Raw genomic sequence first — 20,824 nt, forward strand, 5'->3', positions numbered from 1 at the left:
GCGCCTGCCGAGGACGCTGCGCCTGCCGAGGAGGCTGTTCCGCGCCGTAGCCGGCGTCGTGCCACGCGCAGTGTGACGGCGCCGACCGAGTCGGCTGCCGAGGAGATGTCCGCTGCTGCGGTGTCGGACGCCGGGCCGGCCGCGGTGCCTGCGGCCGCCGAGGTGTCCGCGCCTGCCGAGGACGCTGCGCCTGCCGAGGAGGCTGTTCCGCGCCGTAGCCGGCGTCGTGCCACGCGCAGTGTGACGGCGCCGACCGAGTCGGCCGCCGAGGAGGCGTCCGCCGCTCCGGTGTCGCACGCCGAGCCCGCAGCCGCCGAGACGCCCGCCCCCGCCGAGGCCGAGGACGCCGCCCCGCGCCGTACCCGGCGTCGCGCCACGCGCAGCGTGGCCGCCCCGACCGGCGCGCCCGCCGACGCAGGCGCCGAGGTGAGCGAGTCCGCCCCGGCCCCCGAGGCCGCGCAGGCGGCCCCCGAGACGCCGGAAGAGGCCGCCGCGCCCGTCGAGGACGCCGCTCCGCGTCGCGCGCGCCGCCGGTCCACCCGTAAGGCCGCCACCGGTTTCGCCGCGCCGGCGCAGACCGCCGCCTCCGACGAGGCGGACGCTCCCAAGCGCCCGTCGCGTCCCGCCGTCGCGGTGTTCCAGGCGCCCGTGTTCGCCGAGCCGCAGTTCCAGACGCCCGAGCGGGCCGCCGCCGAGGCCGCCGCGGAAGCGGCCGGGGCCGAGCCGGAGAAGGCGCCGCAGGAGACCGAGGAGCTCCCGGAGGAGCAGACCGCCGGGTCGCGTCGGCGTCGCAAGCGCCGGGGCGCCGCCGCCGAGGAGGCCACCGAGGAGCGGGCCGCCGCCGTCGTGAAGCAGGACGAGCCGAAGGCCGAGGCCGAGGCCGAGACGGACGCGGACTCCGACGCCGACGAGTCCGGCGAGGACCACGACGACGCCGAGGGCTACGAGGAGTCCGGTTCGCGCCGTCGCCGTCGCCGGGGCGGCCGCCGCCGTCGCCGGGGCGACTCCGCCGACGGCGACTCCGCCGACGGTGAGGAGTACGCCGCCGATCAGGCCGCACGGGCCGGTCAGGACGCCGAGGACACCGGCGAGCAGGCCGAGGAGGACGCCGAGGAGAACGAGGACGCCTCGGACGAGGGCGGCGGCTCCAGCAGCAGCCGTCGCCGCCGGCGCCGTCGTCGCCGTGCCGGGGACGGCTCCGGTGACGCCGAGCCGTCGTCCGCCGACGACCCCGAGCGCACCGTCGTCAAGGTCCGCGAGCCCCGTCCCCCGAGGGAGAAGGGCGAGCCGTCGGACGAGGTGCAGTCCATCAAGGGCTCGACCCGCCTGGAGGCCAAGAAGCAGCGCCGCCGGGAAGGCCGTGAGCAGGGACGCCGGCGCGTTCCGATCATCACCGAGGCCGAGTTCCTGGCCCGCCGCGAGGCCGTCGAGCGCGTCATGGTCGTCCGCCAGCACGGCGAGCGCACCCAGATCGGCGTCCTGGAGGACGGCGTGCTCGTCGAGCACTACGTCAACAAGGAGCAGGCCACCTCGTACGTCGGCAACGTCTACCTCGGCAAGGTGCAGAACGTGCTGCCGTCGATGGAGGCCGCCTTCATCGACATCGGCAAGGGCCGCAACGCCGTCCTGTACGCCGGTGAGGTCAACTTCGAGGCCCTCGGCATGTCCGGCGGGCCGCGTCGCATCGAGTCCGCCCTCAAGTCCGGCCAGTCGGTCCTGGTGCAGGTCACCAAGGACCCGATCGGTCATAAGGGCGCCCGCCTGACCAGCCAGATCTCGCTGCCCGGCCGCTACCTGGTCTACGTGCCCGAGGGCTCGATGACCGGTATCAGCCGCAAGCTGCCCGACACCGAGCGGTCCCGGCTGAAGACCATCCTCAAGAAGATCGTCCCCGAGGACGCGGGCGTCATCGTGCGCACCGCCGCCGAGGGCGCCAGCGAGGACGAGCTGCGCCGCGACGTCGAGCGGCTCCAGGGGCAGTGGGAGGAGATCCAGAAGAAGGCGAAGAGCGGCGGCAGCTCGAACGCGCCCACGCTGCTCTACGGCGAGCCGGACATGACCGTCCGGGTCGTGCGCGACATCTTCAACGAGGACTTCACCAAGGTCGTCGTCAGCGGTGACGACGCCTGGCAGACCATCCACGGCTACGTGTCCCACGTGGCGCCGGACCTCGCCGACCGGCTGTCCAGGTGGACCAGCGAGGTCGACGTCTTCGCCACGTACCGGATCGACGAGCAGCTCGCCAAGGCGCTGGACCGCAAGGTCTGGCTGCCCAGTGGCGGTTCGCTGGTGATCGACCGGACCGAGGCGATGGTCGTCGTCGACGTCAACACCGGCAAGTTCACCGGTCAGGGCGGCAACCTCGAGGAGACGGTCACCAGGAACAACCTGGAGGCGGCCGAGGAGATCGTGCGCCAGCTGCGGCTGCGCGACCTCGGCGGCATCATCGTCATCGACTTCATCGACATGGTGCTGGAGTCCAACCGGGACCTGGTGCTGCGGCGACTGCTGGAGTGCCTGGGCCGTGACCGTACGAAGCACCAGGTCGCCGAGGTGACCTCGCTGGGGCTCGTGCAGATGACCCGTAAGCGGGTCGGGCAGGGGCTGCTGGAGTCGTTCTCCGAGACCTGCGTCCACTGCAACGGCCGTGGCGTCATCGTCCACCTGGACCAGCCGACCGCCGCCGCCGCCGGTGGTGGCGGCGGCGGTGGCAAGCGCCGCAAGCGGGCGCGGGCCGGCGGCGGAGAGCAGCCGCACGAGCACGAGGCCGCGGCCGGCGTCGAGACCGGTGTGACGGCGGAGCAGGAGGCGGACACCGAGTCCGAGTCCGAGGTCGCGGCCGAGGTGGCCGAGCCGGTCGCCCTCCCGGCGCCCGACTTCAGCGCGGACGAGGAGCTGTACAGCAGCGCCGCCGAGGCCGAGGCCGCCGCCACGCGCGGTCGCGGCCGGCGCCGCACGAGCCGGCGGGCGTCGGCCCCGGCGGGCGCCCCCAAGGCGGCGAAGGGCGAGGCCCGGCGCGCCGAGGCCCCGACCGCTCAGGACGTCACCGTCCAGGAAGAGGTCGAGCGTCCGGTACGGCAGGAGTCCGCCGCCGAGGTGCTCGCCGAGCCCGCCGCCGTCGAGGACGCCGTCTCCGGTGCCCCGGACCCGGCCACCGAGGAAGCCCCGGCCGCCGTCGAGGCGCCGGCTGCCGAGGAGGCCGCGCCCAAGGGCCGGACCCGCCGTCGGGCCACCCGTAAGGTGTCCGCGCCGGCCGGTTCGCCCGCGGGTGCCGAGGCCGCCGTGCTGACGGTCCCGGAGCACGCCCAGGCCCCGCAGGCCGAGCAGGCGGCTCAGGAGGCGCAGGCGGCTGCCGAGGCCCCCGCGGAGCCGTCCGGTACGGCCGCCGAGAGCGCCGCCCCGGCGCGTCCGCGGCGCCGTGCCGTGCGCAAGCCCACCACGTCCACCGCGGCCGAGGAGGCGGCCGTCATGGTCGTCCCGTCGGCCCAGGCGGAGGACGCGGGCGGGACCGCGGCCGTGGCGGAAACCGAGGCGGACACCGCCGAGGAGACCGCCCCGGCCAAGAAGGCGGCGGCCCGCAAGACGGCCAAGAAGGCGACGGCGAAGAAGGCCGCCACCAAGAAGACCGCGGCCAAGAAGACGACGACCGCGAAGAAGACCACGGCCAAGAAGGCGGCCAAGACGACGACCGCCAAGAAGGCCACGGCCAAGAAGACGGCGTCGAAGAAGACCGCGGCTGCTGCCCAGCAGACGCCGTCCTCGGTCACGGCCGCCACCGACGAGGGCTGATCCGGCCGCCTGTCGCAGCACGTGTGGTCCTGTCCGGCCCGGAATCCGCTCGGATTCCGTTCGGGCGGGACCACACGTTTCCCCGGACGTTCCCGGGCGCATCATCACCGGACAGCCCCGCCGCCGACCCGTCACCGCAGACCCGTCCCCGCCGAACCGTCCCCGCGAGGAGAGAAGATCACGTGCCGGTACTGACGAGGCTCATCCCCTCGCCGCTCGTAGTGGACATCCGTCCGGGAGCGCTCGACGACCTGGCGAGTGTCCTCGCGGACCAGCGGATCTCCCAGTCCGGAAAGCTCGCCGTGGCGATCAGCGACGGCTCGGGAGCCCGTCTGCGCCGGAGACTGGCGCCGTCCCTGCCCGGCGCCGACTGGTTCGAGGTCGGCGGCGGCACCATCGACGACGCGGTGCGGCTGGCCGACGGCATGAAGGCGAGCCGCTACGACGCGATCGTCGGGCTCGGCGGCGGCAAGGTCATCGACTGCGCCAAGTTCGCCGCGGCCCGCGTCGGCCTGCCCATGGTCGCCGTGGCCACCAACCTCTCCCACGACGGCATCTGCTCGCCGGTGTCGATACTCGACAACGACGCGGGCCGCGGTTCGTACGGCGTGCCGACGCCCATCGCGCTCGTCGTCGACCTCGCGGTGATCCGCGAGGCGCCGATCCGCTTCGTGCGCTCCGGGATCGGTGACGCCGTCTCCAACATCTCCGCGGTCGCCGACTGGGAGCTGGCCCACCGGGTCAACGGCGAGAAGGTCGACGGCCTCGCCGCCGCCCTGGCCCGGCAGGCCGGCGAGGCCGTGCTGCGCCACCCCGGAGGATGCGGCGACGACGGGTTCCTGACCGTGCTGACCGAGGGCCTGGTGCTGTCCGGCATCGCCATGTCGATCGCCGGGCACACCCGTCCCTCGTCCGGCGCCTGCCACGAGATCAGCCACGCGCTCGACCTGCTGTATCCGGGGCGGGCGGCGAGCCACGGGGAGCAGGTGGGCATCGGCGCGGCCTTCGCGACGTATCTGCGCGGCGACCGCGAGGGCTCCCTGCTGATGGCCGGGACGCTGCGCCGGCACGGGCTGCCCGTGGTGGCCCAGGAGATCGGGTTCGACGACGCGGAGTTCGTGCGGGCCGTGGAGTTCGCGCCGCAGACCCGGCCCGGCCGGTACACGGTGCTGGAGCATCTCGACCTGTCGCCCGCGCGGGCCAAGGAGGCGTACGCCGAGTACGTCGCGGCGGTCGCCGGCTGAGGCGACGACCGGGGCGACCGGGGCCGGTTTGACCCCTGTCGTGCGGCCCCGTAATCTTGACCGTCGGCGTGTCGACTGACGCGTCACATCCCCGTAAACCCTTCTTCCTTCCGGGTGCGGGCCCCGACGGGCCCCGGCCGGGAGAGGCCGCCCGCGTGTTCACCGGGCGGCTGGACTGCGGGGGTGCCGTTCCAGAGCGAGAGAGTGAGATCCGCTTGTACGCCATCGTGCGCAGCGGTGGTCGCCAGCACAAGGTTGCTGTCGGCGACATCGTTGAGGTTGACAAGATTTCCACCGCCCAGGTCGGCGACACGGTCGAGCTCTCGACCCTGCTCGTCGTTGACGGCGACGCTGTGACCAGCGACCCGTGGGTGCTGGCCGGCATCAAGGTCCAGGCCGAGGTCGTGGACCACCACAAGGGCCAGAAGATCGACATTCTGCGCTACAAGAACAAGACCGGCTACCGCCGTCGTCAGGGCCACCGCCAGCAGTACACGGCGATCAAGGTCACTGAGATCCCCGCGGCTGCGAAGTAAGGGACTGAGAACAGATGGCACACAAGAAGGGCGCATCGTCCACTCGGAACGGTCGCGACTCCAATGCCCAGCGGCTCGGCGTGAAGCGCTTCGGCGGTCAGGCCGTCAACGCGGGTGAGATCCTGGTCCGCCAGCGCGGCACCCACTTCCACCCGGGCGCCGGCGTCGGCCGTGGCGGCGACGACACGCTGTTCGCCCTGCAGGCCGGTGCGGTGCAGTTCGGCACCCACCGTGGCCGCAAGGTCGTGAACATCGTTCCGGTCGCCTGATCGGAAACTTTCGCGAGGCGGACCTCACTTCCCCAGGGGAAGCGGGTCCGCCTTTCGCGTGTTACCCAAGAGACACCCACGAGACTTTTCCGCAGTAAGTAGTAACCGGTAACTGGAGGCACATCCCATGACCACCTTCGTGGACCGCGTCGAGCTGCACGTCGCCGCGGGTAGCGGAGGCCACGGCTGTGCCTCCGTCCACCGTGAGAAGTTCAAGCCGCTCGGCGGCCCGGACGGCGGCAACGGCGGCCGTGGCGGCGACGTGATCCTCACCGTCGACCAGTCGGTGACCACGCTCCTCGACTACCACCACTCGCCGCACCGCAAGGCCACCAACGGCAAGCCCGGCGAGGGCGGCAACCGCTCCGGCAAGGACGGTCAGGACCTGGTCCTGCCCGTGCCCGACGGCACCGTGGTCCTCGACAGGGCGGGCAACGTCCTCGCCGACCTGGTGGGCCAGGGCACCTCGTACGTCGCCGCGCAGGGCGGCCGGGGCGGTCTCGGCAACGCGGCGCTGGCCTCCGCGCGGCGCAAGGCGCCCGGCTTCGCGCTGCTCGGCGTGCCCGGCGACCTCCAGGACATCCAGCTGGAGTTGAAGACCGTCGCCGACGTGGCGCTGGTCGGCTACCCGAGCGCCGGCAAGTCCTCGCTGATCTCGGTGCTGAGCGCGGCCAAGCCGAAGATCGCCGACTACCCCTTCACGACGCTCGTCCCGAACCTGGGCGTGGTGACGGCGGGCTCGACCGTCTACACCGTCGCCGACGTCCCCGGTCTGATCCCCGGCGCCAGCCAGGGCAAGGGCCTCGGCCTGGAGTTCCTGCGGCACGTGGAGCGGTGCAGCGTGCTGGTGCACGTGCTGGACACGGCGACGCTGGAGTCCGAGCGCGACCCGGTCTCCGACCTGGACATCATCGAGGCGGAGCTGCGCGAGTACGGCGGCCTGGACAACCGGCCCCGGATCGTCGTCCTCAACAAGATCGACGTGCCCGACGGCAAGGACCTCGCCGAGATGGTCCGGCCGGACTTGGAGGCACGCGGCTACCGCGTCTTCGAGGTGTCCGCGGTGGCCCACATGGGCCTGAAGGAGCTGTCCTTCGCGCTGGCCGAGCTGGTGGGCAACGCGCGCGCCGCCCGGCCCAAGGACGAGGCCACGCGGATCGTCATCCGGCCCAAGGCCGTGGACGACGCGGGCTTCTCCGTCACCCGCGAGGAGGACGGCCTGTTCCGGGTGCGCGGCGAGAAGCCCGAACGCTGGGTGCGCCAGACCGACTTCAACAACGACGAGGCCGTCGGCTACCTCGCCGACCGGCTCAACCGCCTCGGTGTCGAGGACAAGTTGATGAAGGCGGGCGCCCGCAACGGCGACGGCGTGGCCATCGGCCCCGAGGACAACGCGGTCGTCTTCGACTGGGAGCCGTCGGTGACGGCCGGCGCCGAGATGCTCGGCCGCCGCGGCGAGGACCACCGCTTCGAGGCGCCCCGTCCGGCCGCTCAGCGCCGCCGGGAACGCGACGCCGAACGCGACGAGGCGGACCGGGAGTTCGACGGTTTCGAGCCCTTCTAGGCTCGGTACCCGGCTCTCCGGGAAACGGCCCCACCCTGTGGGCGGCAGCACGCCGCCCACAGGGTTACACAGGTGTGTCGAGGCCGTGATCCGCTGTCGAACATCAATGTGTACGTTGTGAGGAGGATGTGGTCACAGCTGTGTGGCCAGGGGTGGGTGAACGGACTGACCAGCCGTTTCCCGAAAGCAGAGAGAAGCCGCCAAGTGAAGATCGCATTTCTCGTCCGGGACCTGTGCCACATGGGGGGCGTGGTCAGCGCGACGCAGAACCTCGCGGGGGCGCTCGCCGAGCGGCACGACGTCGAGATCGTGGCCCTGCGCAAGGTGCGTGACGAGTCGTACTTCCCGCTGGACCCGCGGGTGTCCGTCCGGGTGCTCAGTGACATGCGTCCGCACTCGCCGGTCTCGGACGTGGACGACCCGCTGTCCGACAAGTTCCCGCTGGTCTACCCGCTCAACGCCGGTGCCAGGACGCCGGTGGTGAGCAGGCTCGCGGAACTCAGGCTCCTGGAGTACCTGGAGACCACCGACGCCGACGTCGTCGTCAGCTCCAGCCCGCGGAACACGATCATGCTGGCGCAGGCGCGCGGTGACTACCTGAAGGTCACTCAGGAGCACTCGATGCCCGCCATCTACGCCACGGACATCAAGGAACGCCTCTTCCCCGCCTACCGGTCCCTGGACGTCCTCACGGCGCTCACCCCGGAAGAGGTCGCCGCCATCGGCAAGCAGGTGCCCGCGGTCGCCAACCGTCTCGCGGTGATGCCCAACTGCGTACCCGCCTCCACCGTCAGGGCCACCGGCACCAACAAGGTCGTGGTCTCCGCCGGGCACCTGACCGGCAACAAGAACCACGCCCTCCTGATCGAGGCGTTCGCCAAGGTCCACGCCGTCGCACCGGACTGGACGCTGCGCATCTACGGCCACGGCGCCGAGAAGAACAAACTGCGCGCCCGTATCGAGGAACTGGGGCTCTCCAACAGCATCCTGCTGATGGGCCAGACCTCGCCGGTCACCCCGGAGTTCGGCAAGGGCTCGGTCTTCGTCCTGCCCTCCAAGCGCGAGGCGTTCGGCAACGTCGTCGTCGAGGCGATGGCCGCCGGGCTACCGGTCGTCGCCACGGACGCCGACCACGGGCCGCGCAACATCCTCACCGACGGCGAGGACGGGCTGATCGTTCCGCGCGATGACGTGGACGCGATGGCGGAGGCGATCCGGAGCCTCGTCCAGGACGACGGGCTGCGGCAGAAGATGGCCGCCGCCGCCGTCCGCAACGCCGAGCGCTTCCACGAGCGGGCCAGTCGCGAGCGCTTCGAGGCCATCATCGAGGAGGCCCTCGCCCGCAAGGAGCTGCCCCGTCATGCCACGGCCCGCGTGGACCGGCAGGGCTCCGTCCACGTCGCCGTGGGCGCGCTGCCGCCGAGCGCCGGGCAGGCCGACCTCGTGCTGCGCAAGGGCGCCGCCGCGGCCGGCGAGCACCGCTTCCCGTTCTCCGCCGAGGGCGACGCCGTCGTGCCCTGGGACGCCGGGCTGCCGCACGGCACGTGGGAACTGACCCTGGCCACCCGCGAGGGCGACCACGAGGTGGCACTCGGCACCGACGGCTACGGCTGCGACACCCGGGACCTGCTCGCCGTGGAGCTGCCGCGCCCGCAGGGGCCGGCCCTGGCGGTGCTGCTGCCGCACCTGCACGAGGACGGCGGGCTACGGCTGCGCAGCGCGCTGCGCGAGGTCCACGCCGAGGTCGGCCCGGTCGGGGTCGACGAGCGGACCATCACCCTGCGCGCCGAGCTGTGGGGCGCCCGGCCGGCCGCGGGCGCCGTCGTGGAGGCCGTGCACCGCCGGGACAAGAAGCGGGTGCTGGCCTTCCCGCTGCGCGACGAGGGCGACGGCCGGGTGGCGGCGGACATCGACTGCGCGACGCTGGTCGGTGAGCACACCGACGCCGACGAGAAGGAAGTCATCTGGGACTTCTCGCTGCGCACCGCGCCCGGCGCGCCCCGGGTGCAGCTGGCCAAGCTCGCCACCGACGTACTGGCGCCGGTCAACGTGTTCACCTTCCCGCGCCCGGTGATCAGCGAGGCCGTGGCGGCGGGGCCGACGGTACTGACCCGGGCGGTGCGCAAGTCCCGCCGGGCACTCGGCCGGACCCCCGCGCCGCCGCCCACCCGCCGGCGTACGGAACTGCGGCCCTACTTCACCGCCGCCTGCCAGTTCGCGGTGAAGACCGTGCGGCTCTGACCCCGGCACCGCACGGCACAAGGCCGAGCGGGCGGGGCCCGGAGGAGATCTCCTCCGGGCCCCGCCCGCTCGCCCTTGTGCCGCTCAGCCCTCCCGGGCCTGTTCCAGCATCCGGTCGACGACCCGCGCGGACGCGTTGCCGTCGTCCAGGTCGCAGAACAGGTGGTGGAAGCGGTCGAACCGGTCCTGGTACTCCGCCTGGACCTGGTCGATGTCCCGGATCGCGTCGACCAGTTCCTTGGAGTTGTCGATCAGCGGGCCGGGGGAGTCCTGCTCGAAGTCGAAGTAGAACCCGCGCAGTGTGTCCCGGTAGTGCTCCAGGTCGTACGTGAAGAACAGCATCGGCCGCTTCAGGTGCGCGTAGTCGAACATCACCGACGAGTAGTCCGTGATCATGATGTCCGCCGCGAGGTAGAGGTCGGCGATGTCCGGGTACTCCGAGGCGTCCCACACGAACCCGTTGCCCGCGCCCGGTACCGCGTCCACCACGTTGGAGTGGCGGCGGATCAGCAGCACGTGGTCGTCACCCAGGCGGCGCTGGGCGTCCTCGAGGTCGATGCGCAGGTCGAACAGGTACTGGCCGGCGCTGTGCGACTGGTCGTCGCGCCAGGTCGGCGCGTACAGGACGACCTTCTTGCCCTCGGGCAGACCGAGCGCCTTCCTGACCCGCGCCGCGATCGCGTCCTTGTCGGGCGAGTACAGGTAGTCGTTGCGGGGGTAGCCCGCCTCCTGGATCTCACCGTCGTAGGAGAACGCCCGCTTGAGGATCGGCGTGCTGAAGCGGTTGGAGGAGACGAGCAGGCTCCACTGCTTGGCCTCCAGCGCCAGCTTCTCCTGGTAGCGCCGGTCGAAGTGCAGCGTGTCGATGTCGTGCCCGATCTTCTTCAGCATCGTGCCGTGCCAGGTCTGCACGATGGACTGGCCGGGCCGGCGCTCGATCCAGTCGGGAAGGTGGGCGTTGGTGACGATGTAGCGGCTGGAGGCCAGCGCCTCGTACCACTCCCGGCCCCACATGCGGACCGGCTCGACACCCTCCGGCAGCGCCACCTGGCCGTCGCGGACCGCCCACAGGTGCTTCAGGCCCGAGTCGCGGCGCCTCAGCTCCTCGTACATCGCGCGCGGGCTGTCCGAGAACTGCTTGCCGTTGTAGCTCAGGTAGAAGACCTGGTCCTTCAGCGGCTGCTGGGACAGCGGCTCGTACACCTCACTGCGCAGCTGCCGCTGGCGGTACGGGCCGCGCTCCAGGTCGCTCAGCTCGGAGCGGGCGTTGAGCTGCGGGAAGTCGCCCCAGCGGTTCTCCAACCAGTAGCGGCGGCCACCGAGTTCGGCCTGGACCGGGAAGGAGTCCGCGGCCAGCCGGTCGACCACGAAGGGCACGTCGGGCGCGCTCTCGTCCTCGGGCCGCAGGAAGAGGTTCCAGCGGCCGGCGCGCAGCGGGACGTCGCCGTTGCCACCGAGCCGGGAGGGGTCGAAGGACACCTCGAAGCGGCCGTCCTCCAGCCAGCGGGTCTCGACGAACCGCTCCTCGTAGCGGTTGCGCGGCTTGAGCAGGAAGCGGGAGCCGGCCAGCCGCGGGTCGGCGTGCCCGGTGAGGGCGATCCGGCCGTCGCGCACGGTGGCGGTGTCGATCAGGGCACGGCGGGTGCGGCCGGAGAACTTCAGGAAGCCGGTGTGGCCGGCCACCACGGCCAGCTCGACCAGGTGCGCCTGGCTGCCGAGCGACGCGGGCAGCGGGAACTCGGCGTCGGACAGCCCCTCCTGCATCACGGTGCCGAACCGGCGCTCCTTGCCCTGCGGGTCGGTCGCGACCAGCACCGTGGACCAGGTGCGCTTCTCCGGCTGGGCCTTCTCGTCGACGCCCTCGTGGAAGACGAGCGCCACGTCGGCCACCGGCACCCCGACCGAGAACGACTGTGCGCCGCCCTCGCGGGTCACGGTGACGGGATATTCGAGGGTCTCGGCGCCCTTCTGGTTCTTGACCCGCAGGACCACCTGCTCGTCCGAGGCCAGCGGCTCGCGGATCTCACCGGTGACCTCGATCCGGTCGCCCTCCAGGGCGCGGCCGGTGACCAGGGCGCGGACCTTCTCGATGCGCAGCTTCAGGGCGCCGCGCTCGACGGACGGCAGCAGCCGGAAGTCGGGGCTCAACCAGTGGTACGGCGGGAAGTTGCAGGACGCGCCGCCGCTGGAGTGGACGGCGTGGCGCCGCACCAGGCCGGAGGAGAAGATGCCGAGGCCCACGTGCCACACGGCCTCCTGCCACTCGCCGCCCCTGCGGAGCCGGGCGGGGTCGATGGTGACCTCCCAGCCGGCCCAGTCGTAGTTGTGGCGGTCCTGGCCGGAGTCGGTGGTGACCTCGGGGCGCGGCACGTTGCGGGCCGGCAGCAGGATGCGGCGGCGGGAGCGGTCCTTGCGCAGCTGGAGCACCTTGACCGAGGCCTTGCGCGACGGCTGGTCGATCTTGTCGATCCAGGCGTTGCCGGACAGCAGGAGCTTGCCCCCGGACCAGCTCACGTCCTGCAGCGGCGCGCGCATGTTCAGGTGCTGGTCGATGCGCAGCGCCTCCTTGGGCAGGTGCAGGTCGGCACCTTCCAGGGAGGGCCACGAGGCGTACTTGCGGACCAGGCCGCTGACCTCGGGCGTCTCGCGGCGGCGCTGGCCGGCCAGCAGGGCGATCAGCTCCTCCGTCTGGTGCTTGCGCACCAGCAGCCACTGCACGCGCAGTTCGGCCGGGAGGTCCATGACGACCTTGGGGTCGATGCTGTCGAGGAATCGGTTCGCCGAGCGCAGGAACTCGGCCCGGTACTCCTCGTCGCCGTCCGGCACCACGTTGAGGAACAGCCGCAGGTCGTCACGGAGGACACGGGTGTCGTACTCGCGCTTGAGACGGGCGTACGTCTCACCGGGCTGCTCGGCGAGGAAGGCGCTGATCTCCATCACGGAGGTGACACGGTCGCGCACACCAGCCGGGTCGGTGCGGCGCTGCGTGATCGACGGGGCGGACTCGCCCTCGCGCAGCCGCCAGTAGTAGCAGGGCTCCGAGATGACGTCGACGCTCTCGGCCAGGTAGTGGGCCCGCATCGTGACCGGGGTGTCCTCGTACAGCCGGCCCTCGGGGAAGGCGAAGCCGTTCTTCTCCCAGAAGGTGCGGCGGAAGACCTTGTTGCACGCGATGCGGTCGGCGACGAGCTTGGCGTAGCGGGATATGTGGGTGCCCACCCGGGCCTCGCCGGCCAGCATCCGCATCAGCGGGACCTGCCAGGACTTCTCGCCCCTGAGATGGAAGACGTTGCCCGTGGCGAAGTCCGAGCCGCTCTCGTCGAGGCTGCCGACCATGAGCCGGTAGGCGTCCGGCGGTATCAGGTCGTCGCTGTCGACGAAGGTCAGGAACTCCGCCTGGGGGGCCAGGTGGGCCATGCCGGTGTTGCGGGCGGCGCCGAGGCCGCCGTTCTCCTTGCGTATGAGCTTGAAGCGCGCGTCGCGGGAGGCGTACTCCTCGGCGATGGCGGCGGAGCCGTCCGGTGAACCGTCGTCCACCATCAGGACCTCGAAGTCGCGGAAGGTCTGTGCCGCCAGGGAGTCCAGACAGGCGGGGAGGTAACGCTCCACGTCGTAGATGGGGACGATGACACTGAGCCGAGGGGCCATGGCTTGGTGATCTCCTTTCGGGGTCAGGCCCGCTCGACCAGTTCGAGCGACTGGGCGGGGGTAGGGGCGTGAGGGCGTTCGTCGAACGGGACGATGGGCAGCAGGCTCTCTTCACCGAGGAAGACGCGTCGCACGACGCGTTCGGCTGCGTGTCCGTCGTCGAATTCGCAGAAACGCCGGCGGAAGGCGTCCCGGCGCTCGCTCGTGTCCCGGCTGTCGTACTCGCCCGAGGCGAGCAGCCGCAGCAGCTCCGCCTGCGTGGTGGCCACCGCGCCGGGCGGCTCCTGGAGCAGGTCGAAGTAGGTGCCGCGCACCGCGGAGTAGACGTCCCAGTCGGGGACGTAGCTGATGATCGGGCGGTCCAGCACGGCGTAGTCGAACATCGCCGAGGAGTAGTCCGTGATCAGGGTGTCCGCGGCGAGGTACAGCTCCTCCACCCGGGCATGCCCGGAGACGTCGATGATGCGGCCGGTGCGGCGCAGTTCGGCGACGTGCGGGGAACTGCCGTAGAAGTAGTGGCCGCGCACCAGCAGGGTCACGTCCGGCCCGAGTTCGTCGGCGATCCGCGCCAGGTCCAGCGGCGGGGTGAACCCCGGCTGGTACTCGCGGTGCGTCGGCATGTAGAGGAACGCCTTGGCGCCGTCGGCCAGTCCCAGCGCCGCCCGCGCCGCGCGCACGTCCTCGGCCGTGGCGTTCACGAGGGCGTCGTTGCGCGGGTAGCCGCTCTCCAGCGTGGTGTAGGAGCAGGGGTAGACCCGCTCCCAGATCACGGTCGAGAACCGGTTGGCACTGATGCTGAAGTCCCAGCGGTCGCACCGCTCCAGGAGCTTCTCGAAGTCCATGTCGGTGGAGGCCGGGAACTTCTGCTGGTCCAGGCCCATGGTCTTCAGCGGGGTGCCGTGGTGGGTCTGCACATGGACCTGGCCCTCCCGCTTCACCACGGAGTCCGCGAAGTTCACGTTGTTCACGAGGTACTTGGCTCGGGCGAGGGCGGCCCAGTACTCGCGCGAACCCACCCGCACGGCCCGCACACCCTTGGGCACCTGCGCCGCGTTCTCCGCGCGGACCGCCCACACGCGGCGCATGTGCGGGGCCAGCCGGGCCAGTTCGGCGTCGATGGCGGCGGGGTTGCAGGAGACGCTGCGGCTCCAGTAGGCGGAGAACAGCACCAGGTTGTCGTCCAGCGGCAGCCTGAGCTGGGACTGGTAGAACGCGCCCATGGCGCTGCGCTTGGACCGGTTGAGGGCGGTGCGGGTGCGGGTCTTGACCCGCTGGCGGAACTTCACCGCCGCGAGCGCGCTCACCATGGTCGTGTACGCGTCGCGCTCCAGCATCCCGTACTTGTGACCGCGACCGCCGGCCGGCCGCGTGAAGCCCTTGGGCAGGCGGGCGCGATAGTCGGCCGAGGCGCGGTGGAAGAACTCCGCCCGCGCGTCCTGCGGCAGGCGGCCCGGGCGCTCCAGGACGGTCAGGTAGTGGTCGGCCATCTTACGGAACAACGGGCCGCGCCACTCGGCGAGTTCCTCGTGCGCGTCGAGGAAGTCGAAGACCCGCTGGTACTGGTCGAAGACGTCGAAGTGCTTGCGGCTCACGGTCTTGAGGATGTTGCCGCCCTCGCGGCGCTGCCGGTATCGCACGCAGACCCGGTCCAGTACGGCGATCCGCTCGGCACTGATCAGGGAGCAGAACGTCCAGGGGGCGTCCTCGTAGTATCCGGGCGGGAAGGTGAGCCCGGTCCGGGTGACGAAGTCGCGCCGGTATGCCTTGTTCCAGACGATCTGCAGCAGGTCGAGCAGCTTGGGGCGCTCGGCGAGGGAGAAGACGTCCGGGCCGTCCTGCTTGAGGAGATCGGCCCGCAGGTTCGGGCGGACCCTGCCGTCCCAGTAGGTGCGGGCGTAGTCGAAGACCAGAATTTCGGGATTGTCCGTGGCGTCGAGCCGGTCGCGAATGGCGGACAGGGCGCCGTCGGACAGCGTGTCGTCACTGTCCAGGAACAACACGTAATCGCCTGTGGCCTTTTCCAGTCCCGCGTTGCGCGCACGCCCCAGGCCCACGTTTTCCGTGAGGTGAATCACATGAATCCGGGCGTCCCGTTTCGCGTACTCGTCGAGAATGGCCCCTGACCCGTCCGGCGAACAGTCGTCGACCGCGATGATCTCGAAGTCCGTGCAGTCCTGTCCGAGTACGGAGTCAAGGCACTCGGGCAGATAGCCCTGCACCTTGTACACGGGGACGACGAGAGAGAGTTTGGGCATCCTTACAACCTGTTCCGAGAACTGACCACGGGACCGCGGGCTGGGACCGGAACGCGTTCCGGGCGTCGTTGGGGCCTGGAGCGCGCCGCCGCCTCAGCGTAAAGGATTCACGCGGAGTTTCCGCTGGCACGGTAGTCGGACCGTCTGTGCCCAGTCACAGCGGGAAATGGCCGGGGCGGGAGGCCCGAATCCACCGCCTCGAAGCGGCTGGAGAACTTCCTCACATTCGGCCCCCCTGTCCTCTTTATTGACTTCCGTCGCCTTCCGCCCCATGTGCCCGACTCGATTTTCCTGGGCGCACGGACGAGTCTGCACCCAGAGACAGAGACCTGGGAGGCATGAGGATGAGCTGGCTGGTCACGGGCGGAGCCGGGTACATCGGAGCGCATGTGGTGCGCGCCCTGGCCGACGGCGGTGAACGCGTGGTCGTGTACGACGACCTGTCCACCGGCAGCACCGACCGCGTGCCCGACGGGGTGCCGCTGGTCGTCGGCAGCGTGCTGGACCGGGCGGCGCTGGAGGACGCGATTCGTGACCATGCTGTGACAGGTGTGGTGCACATCGCGGCCAAGAAACAGGTCGGGGAGTCGGTGGAGCGGCCGCTCCACTACTACCGGGAGAACGTGACGGGCCTGGCGACCCTCCTGGAGGCCATGACGTCGACCGGCGTCGGCCGCCTCGTCTTCTCCTCCTCCGCGGCCGTCTACGGCATGCCCGATGTGGACCTCGTCACGGAGGACACCCCCTGCCTGCCGATGAGCCCCTACGGCGAGACCAAGCTGATCGGCGAGTGGCTGATCAACGCCGCCGCCCGGGCCCACGGCATCCGCGCGGCGTCCCTGCGCTACTTCAACGTCGCGGGCGCGGCCGCCCCCGAGCTGGCCGACTCCGGCGTCTTCAACCTCGTCCCCATGGTCTTCGAGCGCCTGGCGGCGGGTGACGCCCCGCGCGTCTTCGGCGACGACTACGCCACGCCGGACGGCACCTGCGTACGGGACTACATCCACGTCGAGGACATCGCCTCCGCCCACCTCGCGGCGGCCCGGCGCCTGACGGACGCCCCCGAGGGCACGTCGCTCATCCTCAACATCGGGCGCGGTGAGGGCAGTTCGGTCCGGGAGATGGTGGACCGCATCCTCAAGGTCACCGGCAGGCAGGACGTCGCCCCGCACGTGACCGAGCGCCGCCCCGGCGACCCGGCCCGCGTGGTCGCCTCCGCCGACCGCGCCCACGAGGAACTCGGCTGGTCGGCACGCCATGACCTGGACGACATGATCGACTCGGCCTGGCAGGGCTGGCGCCACCACCACGGCTGACCGGCGCGGGTGACCGGCGCGGGTGACCGGCGTGGGTGACGGCGCGGGTACCGCCGGGTGGTGAACGGGGACCGCCCCGGCGGGTCGGGTCCCGGCGGGTCGGACTCTCGCGGGTCGGGCCTTCGAGGTCAGGTCCTCGCGGTCATGCTCGGGCCGGGCTTTCGAGGTCAGGTCCTCGCGGTCATGCCCGGATCAGGCCCCCGCGGGCCAGGCCCGGATCAGGCCCCCGCGGGCCAGGCTCCGGCATGGGCCCGCCGCGGCTGCCCGGGAGCAGCGCAGGGGCCCCGCCCCCGGCGGATCAGGCCCCGGCGCGCTGCCCGCCGTGGCTGCCGGCGGGCAGCGGTGCCGGCTGCTGTCGTGGGCCGGGGAGCGCGAGTTCCGTGCTGAGCCGCTCCGCCATCCGCGCCCGGTGTTCCCCGGCCGCCGCGCACAGCGCCTCCACCGCCCCGGCGAAGCGCTCCTGGGGCGGCGGCTCGGCCGGGCCCAGCAGGCGCAGGGCCAACGCGGCGCGTGCCTCGGCCAGTTCGTCGCGTTCCGGGTGCCGGACCGCGGCCAGCAGCTCCGGCACCCCGGCCGCGTCCGGCGTCAGCACGGTCGCCGCCGCCACCGTCGGGAACGACTTGCGGAACCCGTCCTCGGCCAGCCCGCTGGTGTTGGCCACCGCGTACGGCTTGCCGCTCGCCAGGAAGTCGCTGATCACGCTCGACACGTCACTGATCAGCAGGTCGGCCCGGTTGAAGCAGGCGTACAACGGCGGCCGGGCGTCCGTGACGACCTGGTGCTCCCACTCGGGCAGCGAAGCCCAGTACGCCTCCTCCCAGGCGGCCGTCGCCCGCGTCACGGCCCCGGCCCGCCCAGGCTCCGGCGCGGACCGGCGCAGCATCCGCTCCGCCTGGTCGGCGGCCGGCCGGAAACCGGCAGCGGTGAGCCGGTCCAGCTCCGCCGTCCGCCGGGCCAGCTCACCGGCCGCCGACGCCTCCTGCCGGGGCCCGCTCCGCTCCCGGTTCGCCGCCCGCACCAGTTCCCGGATACGCAGATCGGCGGCCGCGGCCCGTCCATCCACCGACCCCGTCAGCGGATGCGGCTTGTACAGCAGCCGCACGCCCGGGTCCGCGAGCAGCGCCCGTACGAGGTTCTCGCCGGCCTCGACCACCGACGTGTTGCCGGGGTTGCCGTCCCAGCCCTCCCACGTCGGCGCGTACAGGACGGTCGTGAACGCCCCCGGGGCGGGCGGCCCCGCGTACGGCCGTACGGCGTCCAGCTGCGGGCGGCCGATCTCCACCACGTCCTTGTCCTCGACGCCGACCTCCGCCAGGGCGTACCGCTCGCGCGCCGCCGGACCGGCCACCCACACCTCGTCGTAGGCCTTCGCGTACGGGTTGCACGAGGACAGCTTGTCGCTCTCCCCGTGGTTGACGAAGGCGTGCTTGATCGTGGGGATGCGCAGGACCTGCGAGGTCTTTCCGGAGTTGGAGGGGTGCAGGAGGACCCGGAGTGTGGAGTGCTCCAGGCGCATCAGCGTGGACACCTTCGGCAGGCACACGACCGGGATGTCGGTCGCCGCGATCCGCTGCACCATGAACCGCTCCCGCAGCACGATCACCGGCCGCCCCTCCAGTCGCGCGAGGGGCTCCAGCCACATGTTGGCCTGGTAGGCCGAGGACGCCCCACCCGAGAAGTACAGGCCGACGGTGGGCCGGTACTCCGCCAGCCACGCCTCGAACCAGTCGAGCACCTCCTGCTCGCCCGCCGGCCGGCGCCCCGGCAGCAGCCGCAGGAGCAGCGCGCCGAGACCCGTCAGCGCCACCGACAGGGACAGTGCGAGGCCCGCCGCGCCGTACACCGGTGCGTCGGTGGCCGCCGTCGCCAGCAGTCCGGCCGTCGCCGGCAGCCCGAACGCCGCGAGGCGGTGCCCGGGGCGGCGCAGCAGCAGCGGAGGCGCCGGGGTCAGCCGCAGTGCCGAGGGGTCGATGTTCCGGGTCACCACGGGCAGCGTCCGGGTGCGCCGGACCAGGACGGACACCGCCTGGATCGCCCAGTGCAGCCCGTAGAAGGCGAGCAGCCCGGCGACGAGGGGGGCGTACACCGTCTCCCGGTGCTGCTCGCCGAGCCGCAGCAGGCCCACCACCAGCAGCAGGTCCCGCAGCACGTGCCGCACCGTGACGTCGGCGTGCGACTTGGCGAACAGCGACACCATGCCCCGCTGCCAGCGGTACAGCACCGCCTCGGCGGCCAGCGAACCGGCGGTCGCCGCCAGCAGCAGCGGCACGTGCGGCAGCAGCGCCCCCACGGCCTGTGCGGCGAAGGCGGCCGCCAGCACACCGAGGAGGAGCAGCTTCACGGCGGTCCGCCGGCGGGGGAGCGCGAGTCGGAGGAGACGAAGGCTGGGGAGGGTGAACCGGGCGGGGCCCCGGGGGACAGGGCGGCGGGGAAGACTGCGGCGGGGCAGGGAAAGGGGCACTGCGGTCGCTCCAGGCTTGCTCGTCGCGCATCGGACATCCGGGTTAACGGCGGCCGACCTCCGGACGACACGCGCGTGTTGACGGCCCCCTCGGCCAGTTGGGCGCCGCAGCCCCTGTCCAGGCCCCTGTCCGCAGCCTGGACCGCGGCGCGGGACGCGCCCCCGTTCGCGTAGATTGCCTGGCGAGCGCCCGGATCGGCGCGCGTCGACGGGAGAGGGCGGGCGGCAACAGTGGCTGGGGCAAGGCAGGCCGTGGGCGAGGCCCGCAGGATCGTCGTGAAGGTCGGTTCCTCCTCGCTGACCACCGCGGCGGGCGGCCTGGACGCCGACCGGGTCGACGCGCTCGTCGACGTTCTGGCCAAGGTGCGGGGCGCGGACAAGGAGGTCGTACTCGTCTCCTCCGGCGCCATCGCCGCCGGGCTCGCCCCGCTGGGCCTGCGCCGCCGTCCCAGGGACCTGGCCCGTCAGCAGGCCGCCGCCAGCGTCGGCCAGGGCCTGCTGGTCGCCCGCTACACCGCGTCCTTCGCCCGCTACGGCGTCCGCGTCGGCCAGGTGCTGCTGACCAGCGACGACATGAGCCGCCGCGTCCACCACCGCAACGCCTCCCGCACCCTCGACAAGCTGCTGGCGATGGGCGCGTTCCCCATCGTCAACGAGAACGACACCGTCGCCACCGACGAGATCCGCTTCGGCGACAACGACCGGCTCGCCGCCCTCGTCGCCCACCTGGTCCGCGCCGACCTGCTGGTGCTGCTGTCCGACGTGGACGGCGTGTACGACGGCGACCCGAGCAGGCCGGGCACCTCGCGGCTGGCGGAGGTGCGGGAGACGGCCGACCTCGCGGGCGTCGACATGGGCAGCGCGGGCAAGGCCGGCGTCGGCACCGGCGGCATGGTCACCAAGGTCGAGGCGGCCCGGATCGCCGCCGCCGCCGGTATCTCCGTGGTGCTGACCAGCGCGGTCCACGCGGCCGACGCCCTGGCCGGCAAGGACACCGGCACCTACTTCCACACCACCGGCAAGCGCTCCGCCGACCGGCTGCTGTGGCTCCAGCACGCCTCCACCCCGCAGGGGGCGCTCGTCCTCGACGACGGGGCGGTGCGCGCGGTCGTCGAGGGCCGCAAGTCGCTGCTGCCGGCCGGGATCGCCGGCGTCGAGGGCGAGTTCGCCGCGGGCGACCCGGTCGAGTTGCGGGACGGCGCGGGACGCGCGGTGGCCCGGGGGCTCGTCAGCTTCGACGCCAGGGAACTGCCCCGGCTGCTCGGCCGCTCCACCCGGGAACTCGCGCGTGAACTCGGACCGGCCTACGAACGCGAGGTCGTACACAGGGACGATCTGGTGATCCTGCACCCGTAATGGGCCGAAACGTCCCCGAATCGGCGGTGGACGTTCCGCAAAACCGCCCCGCGATCTTGTGCGGCCTGCTCAACTTTCCTTCAGGGACAAGCCCGGCCGACCACCGGGCCGAGCCGTGTGCGTGAAGGAGGCCGTTGTGAGCGGA

Annotated in this window: 11 protein-coding genes; 8 read left to right on the top strand and 3 right to left on the bottom strand. The window is 72.1% G+C overall.

Features of this window, described 5'->3' with window-relative positions:
* From ACIQ1J_RS28425 to ACIQ1J_RS28450, 6 genes are all read left to right on the top strand, one after another.
* Positions 1 to 3,789, top strand: a 3,789-nt coding sequence (locus ACIQ1J_RS28425; protein WP_403561213.1) for a ribonuclease E/G, incomplete at its 5' end; no start/stop codon positions are given.
* A 182-nt stretch (positions 3,790 to 3,971) separates the two neighbouring features.
* The gene (locus ACIQ1J_RS28430; protein ID WP_403561215.1) at positions 3,972 to 5,033 is read left to right on the top strand and encodes an iron-containing alcohol dehydrogenase family protein; all 1,062 of its coding nucleotides are present in this window, start codon (positions 3,972 to 3,974) and stop codon (positions 5,031 to 5,033) included.
* Positions 5,034 to 5,248: 215 nt separating this feature from the next.
* Positions 5,249 to 5,569: a 50S ribosomal protein L21 gene (rplU, locus tag ACIQ1J_RS28435; RefSeq protein WP_007449531.1), complete on the top strand. Its 321-nt coding sequence runs from the start codon at positions 5,249 to 5,251 to the stop codon at positions 5,567 to 5,569.
* A 14-nt stretch (positions 5,570 to 5,583) separates the two neighbouring features.
* The gene (gene rpmA, locus ACIQ1J_RS28440) at positions 5,584 to 5,838 is read left to right on the top strand and encodes a 50S ribosomal protein L27 (RefSeq protein ID WP_003976205.1); all 255 of its coding nucleotides are present in this window, start codon (positions 5,584 to 5,586) and stop codon (positions 5,836 to 5,838) included.
* 127 nt (positions 5,839 to 5,965) lie between these two features.
* Entirely contained in the window at positions 5,966 to 7,402 is a 1,437-nt protein-coding gene (gene obgE / locus ACIQ1J_RS28445) for a GTPase ObgE (RefSeq protein WP_403561218.1), read from the top strand.
* 204 nt (positions 7,403 to 7,606) lie between these two features.
* Entirely contained in the window at positions 7,607 to 9,643 is a 2,037-nt protein-coding gene (locus tag ACIQ1J_RS28450) for a glycosyltransferase (RefSeq protein ID WP_403561220.1), read from the top strand.
* 84 nt (positions 9,644 to 9,727) lie between these two features.
* Here ACIQ1J_RS28450 and ACIQ1J_RS28455 read toward each other — a convergent pair whose 3' ends face one another.
* Together ACIQ1J_RS28455 and ACIQ1J_RS28460 are read right to left on the bottom strand one after the other, a co-directional pair.
* Positions 9,728 to 13,291, bottom strand: a complete 3,564-nt coding sequence (locus tag ACIQ1J_RS28455) for a CDP-glycerol glycerophosphotransferase family protein (RefSeq protein WP_403561222.1) — start codon at positions 13,289 to 13,291, stop codon at positions 9,728 to 9,730.
* Positions 13,292 to 13,314: 23 nt separating this feature from the next.
* A complete protein-coding gene (locus ACIQ1J_RS28460) occupies positions 13,315 to 15,546 on the bottom strand; it encodes a CDP-glycerol glycerophosphotransferase family protein (RefSeq protein WP_403561224.1) in 2,232 nt (743 codons plus the stop codon).
* Positions 15,547 to 15,890: 344 nt separating this feature from the next.
* Here ACIQ1J_RS28460 and galE point away from each other — a divergent pair, with 344 nt between their 5' ends.
* The gene (gene galE / locus ACIQ1J_RS28465) at positions 15,891 to 16,862 is read left to right on the top strand and encodes a UDP-glucose 4-epimerase GalE (RefSeq protein ID WP_403561226.1); all 972 of its coding nucleotides are present in this window, start codon (positions 15,891 to 15,893) and stop codon (positions 16,860 to 16,862) included.
* Between the two features lie 298 nt (positions 16,863 to 17,160).
* Here galE and ACIQ1J_RS28470 read toward each other — a convergent pair whose 3' ends face one another.
* Positions 17,161 to 19,203: a hypothetical protein gene (locus ACIQ1J_RS28470; RefSeq protein ID WP_403561228.1), complete on the bottom strand. Its 2,043-nt coding sequence runs from the start codon at positions 19,201 to 19,203 to the stop codon at positions 17,161 to 17,163.
* A 351-nt stretch (positions 19,204 to 19,554) separates the two neighbouring features.
* Between ACIQ1J_RS28470 and proB the strand changes: the two genes are divergently transcribed.
* Entirely contained in the window at positions 19,555 to 20,679 is a 1,125-nt protein-coding gene (gene proB / locus ACIQ1J_RS28475; protein ID WP_403561230.1) for a glutamate 5-kinase, read from the top strand.
* Positions 20,680 to 20,824: the final 145 nt, after the last annotated feature.

The sequence above is a fragment of the Streptomyces sp. NPDC097107 genome (assembly GCF_044762405.1).
Taxonomy (GTDB): domain Bacteria; phylum Actinomycetota; class Actinomycetes; order Streptomycetales; family Streptomycetaceae; genus Streptomyces; species Streptomyces thinghirensis.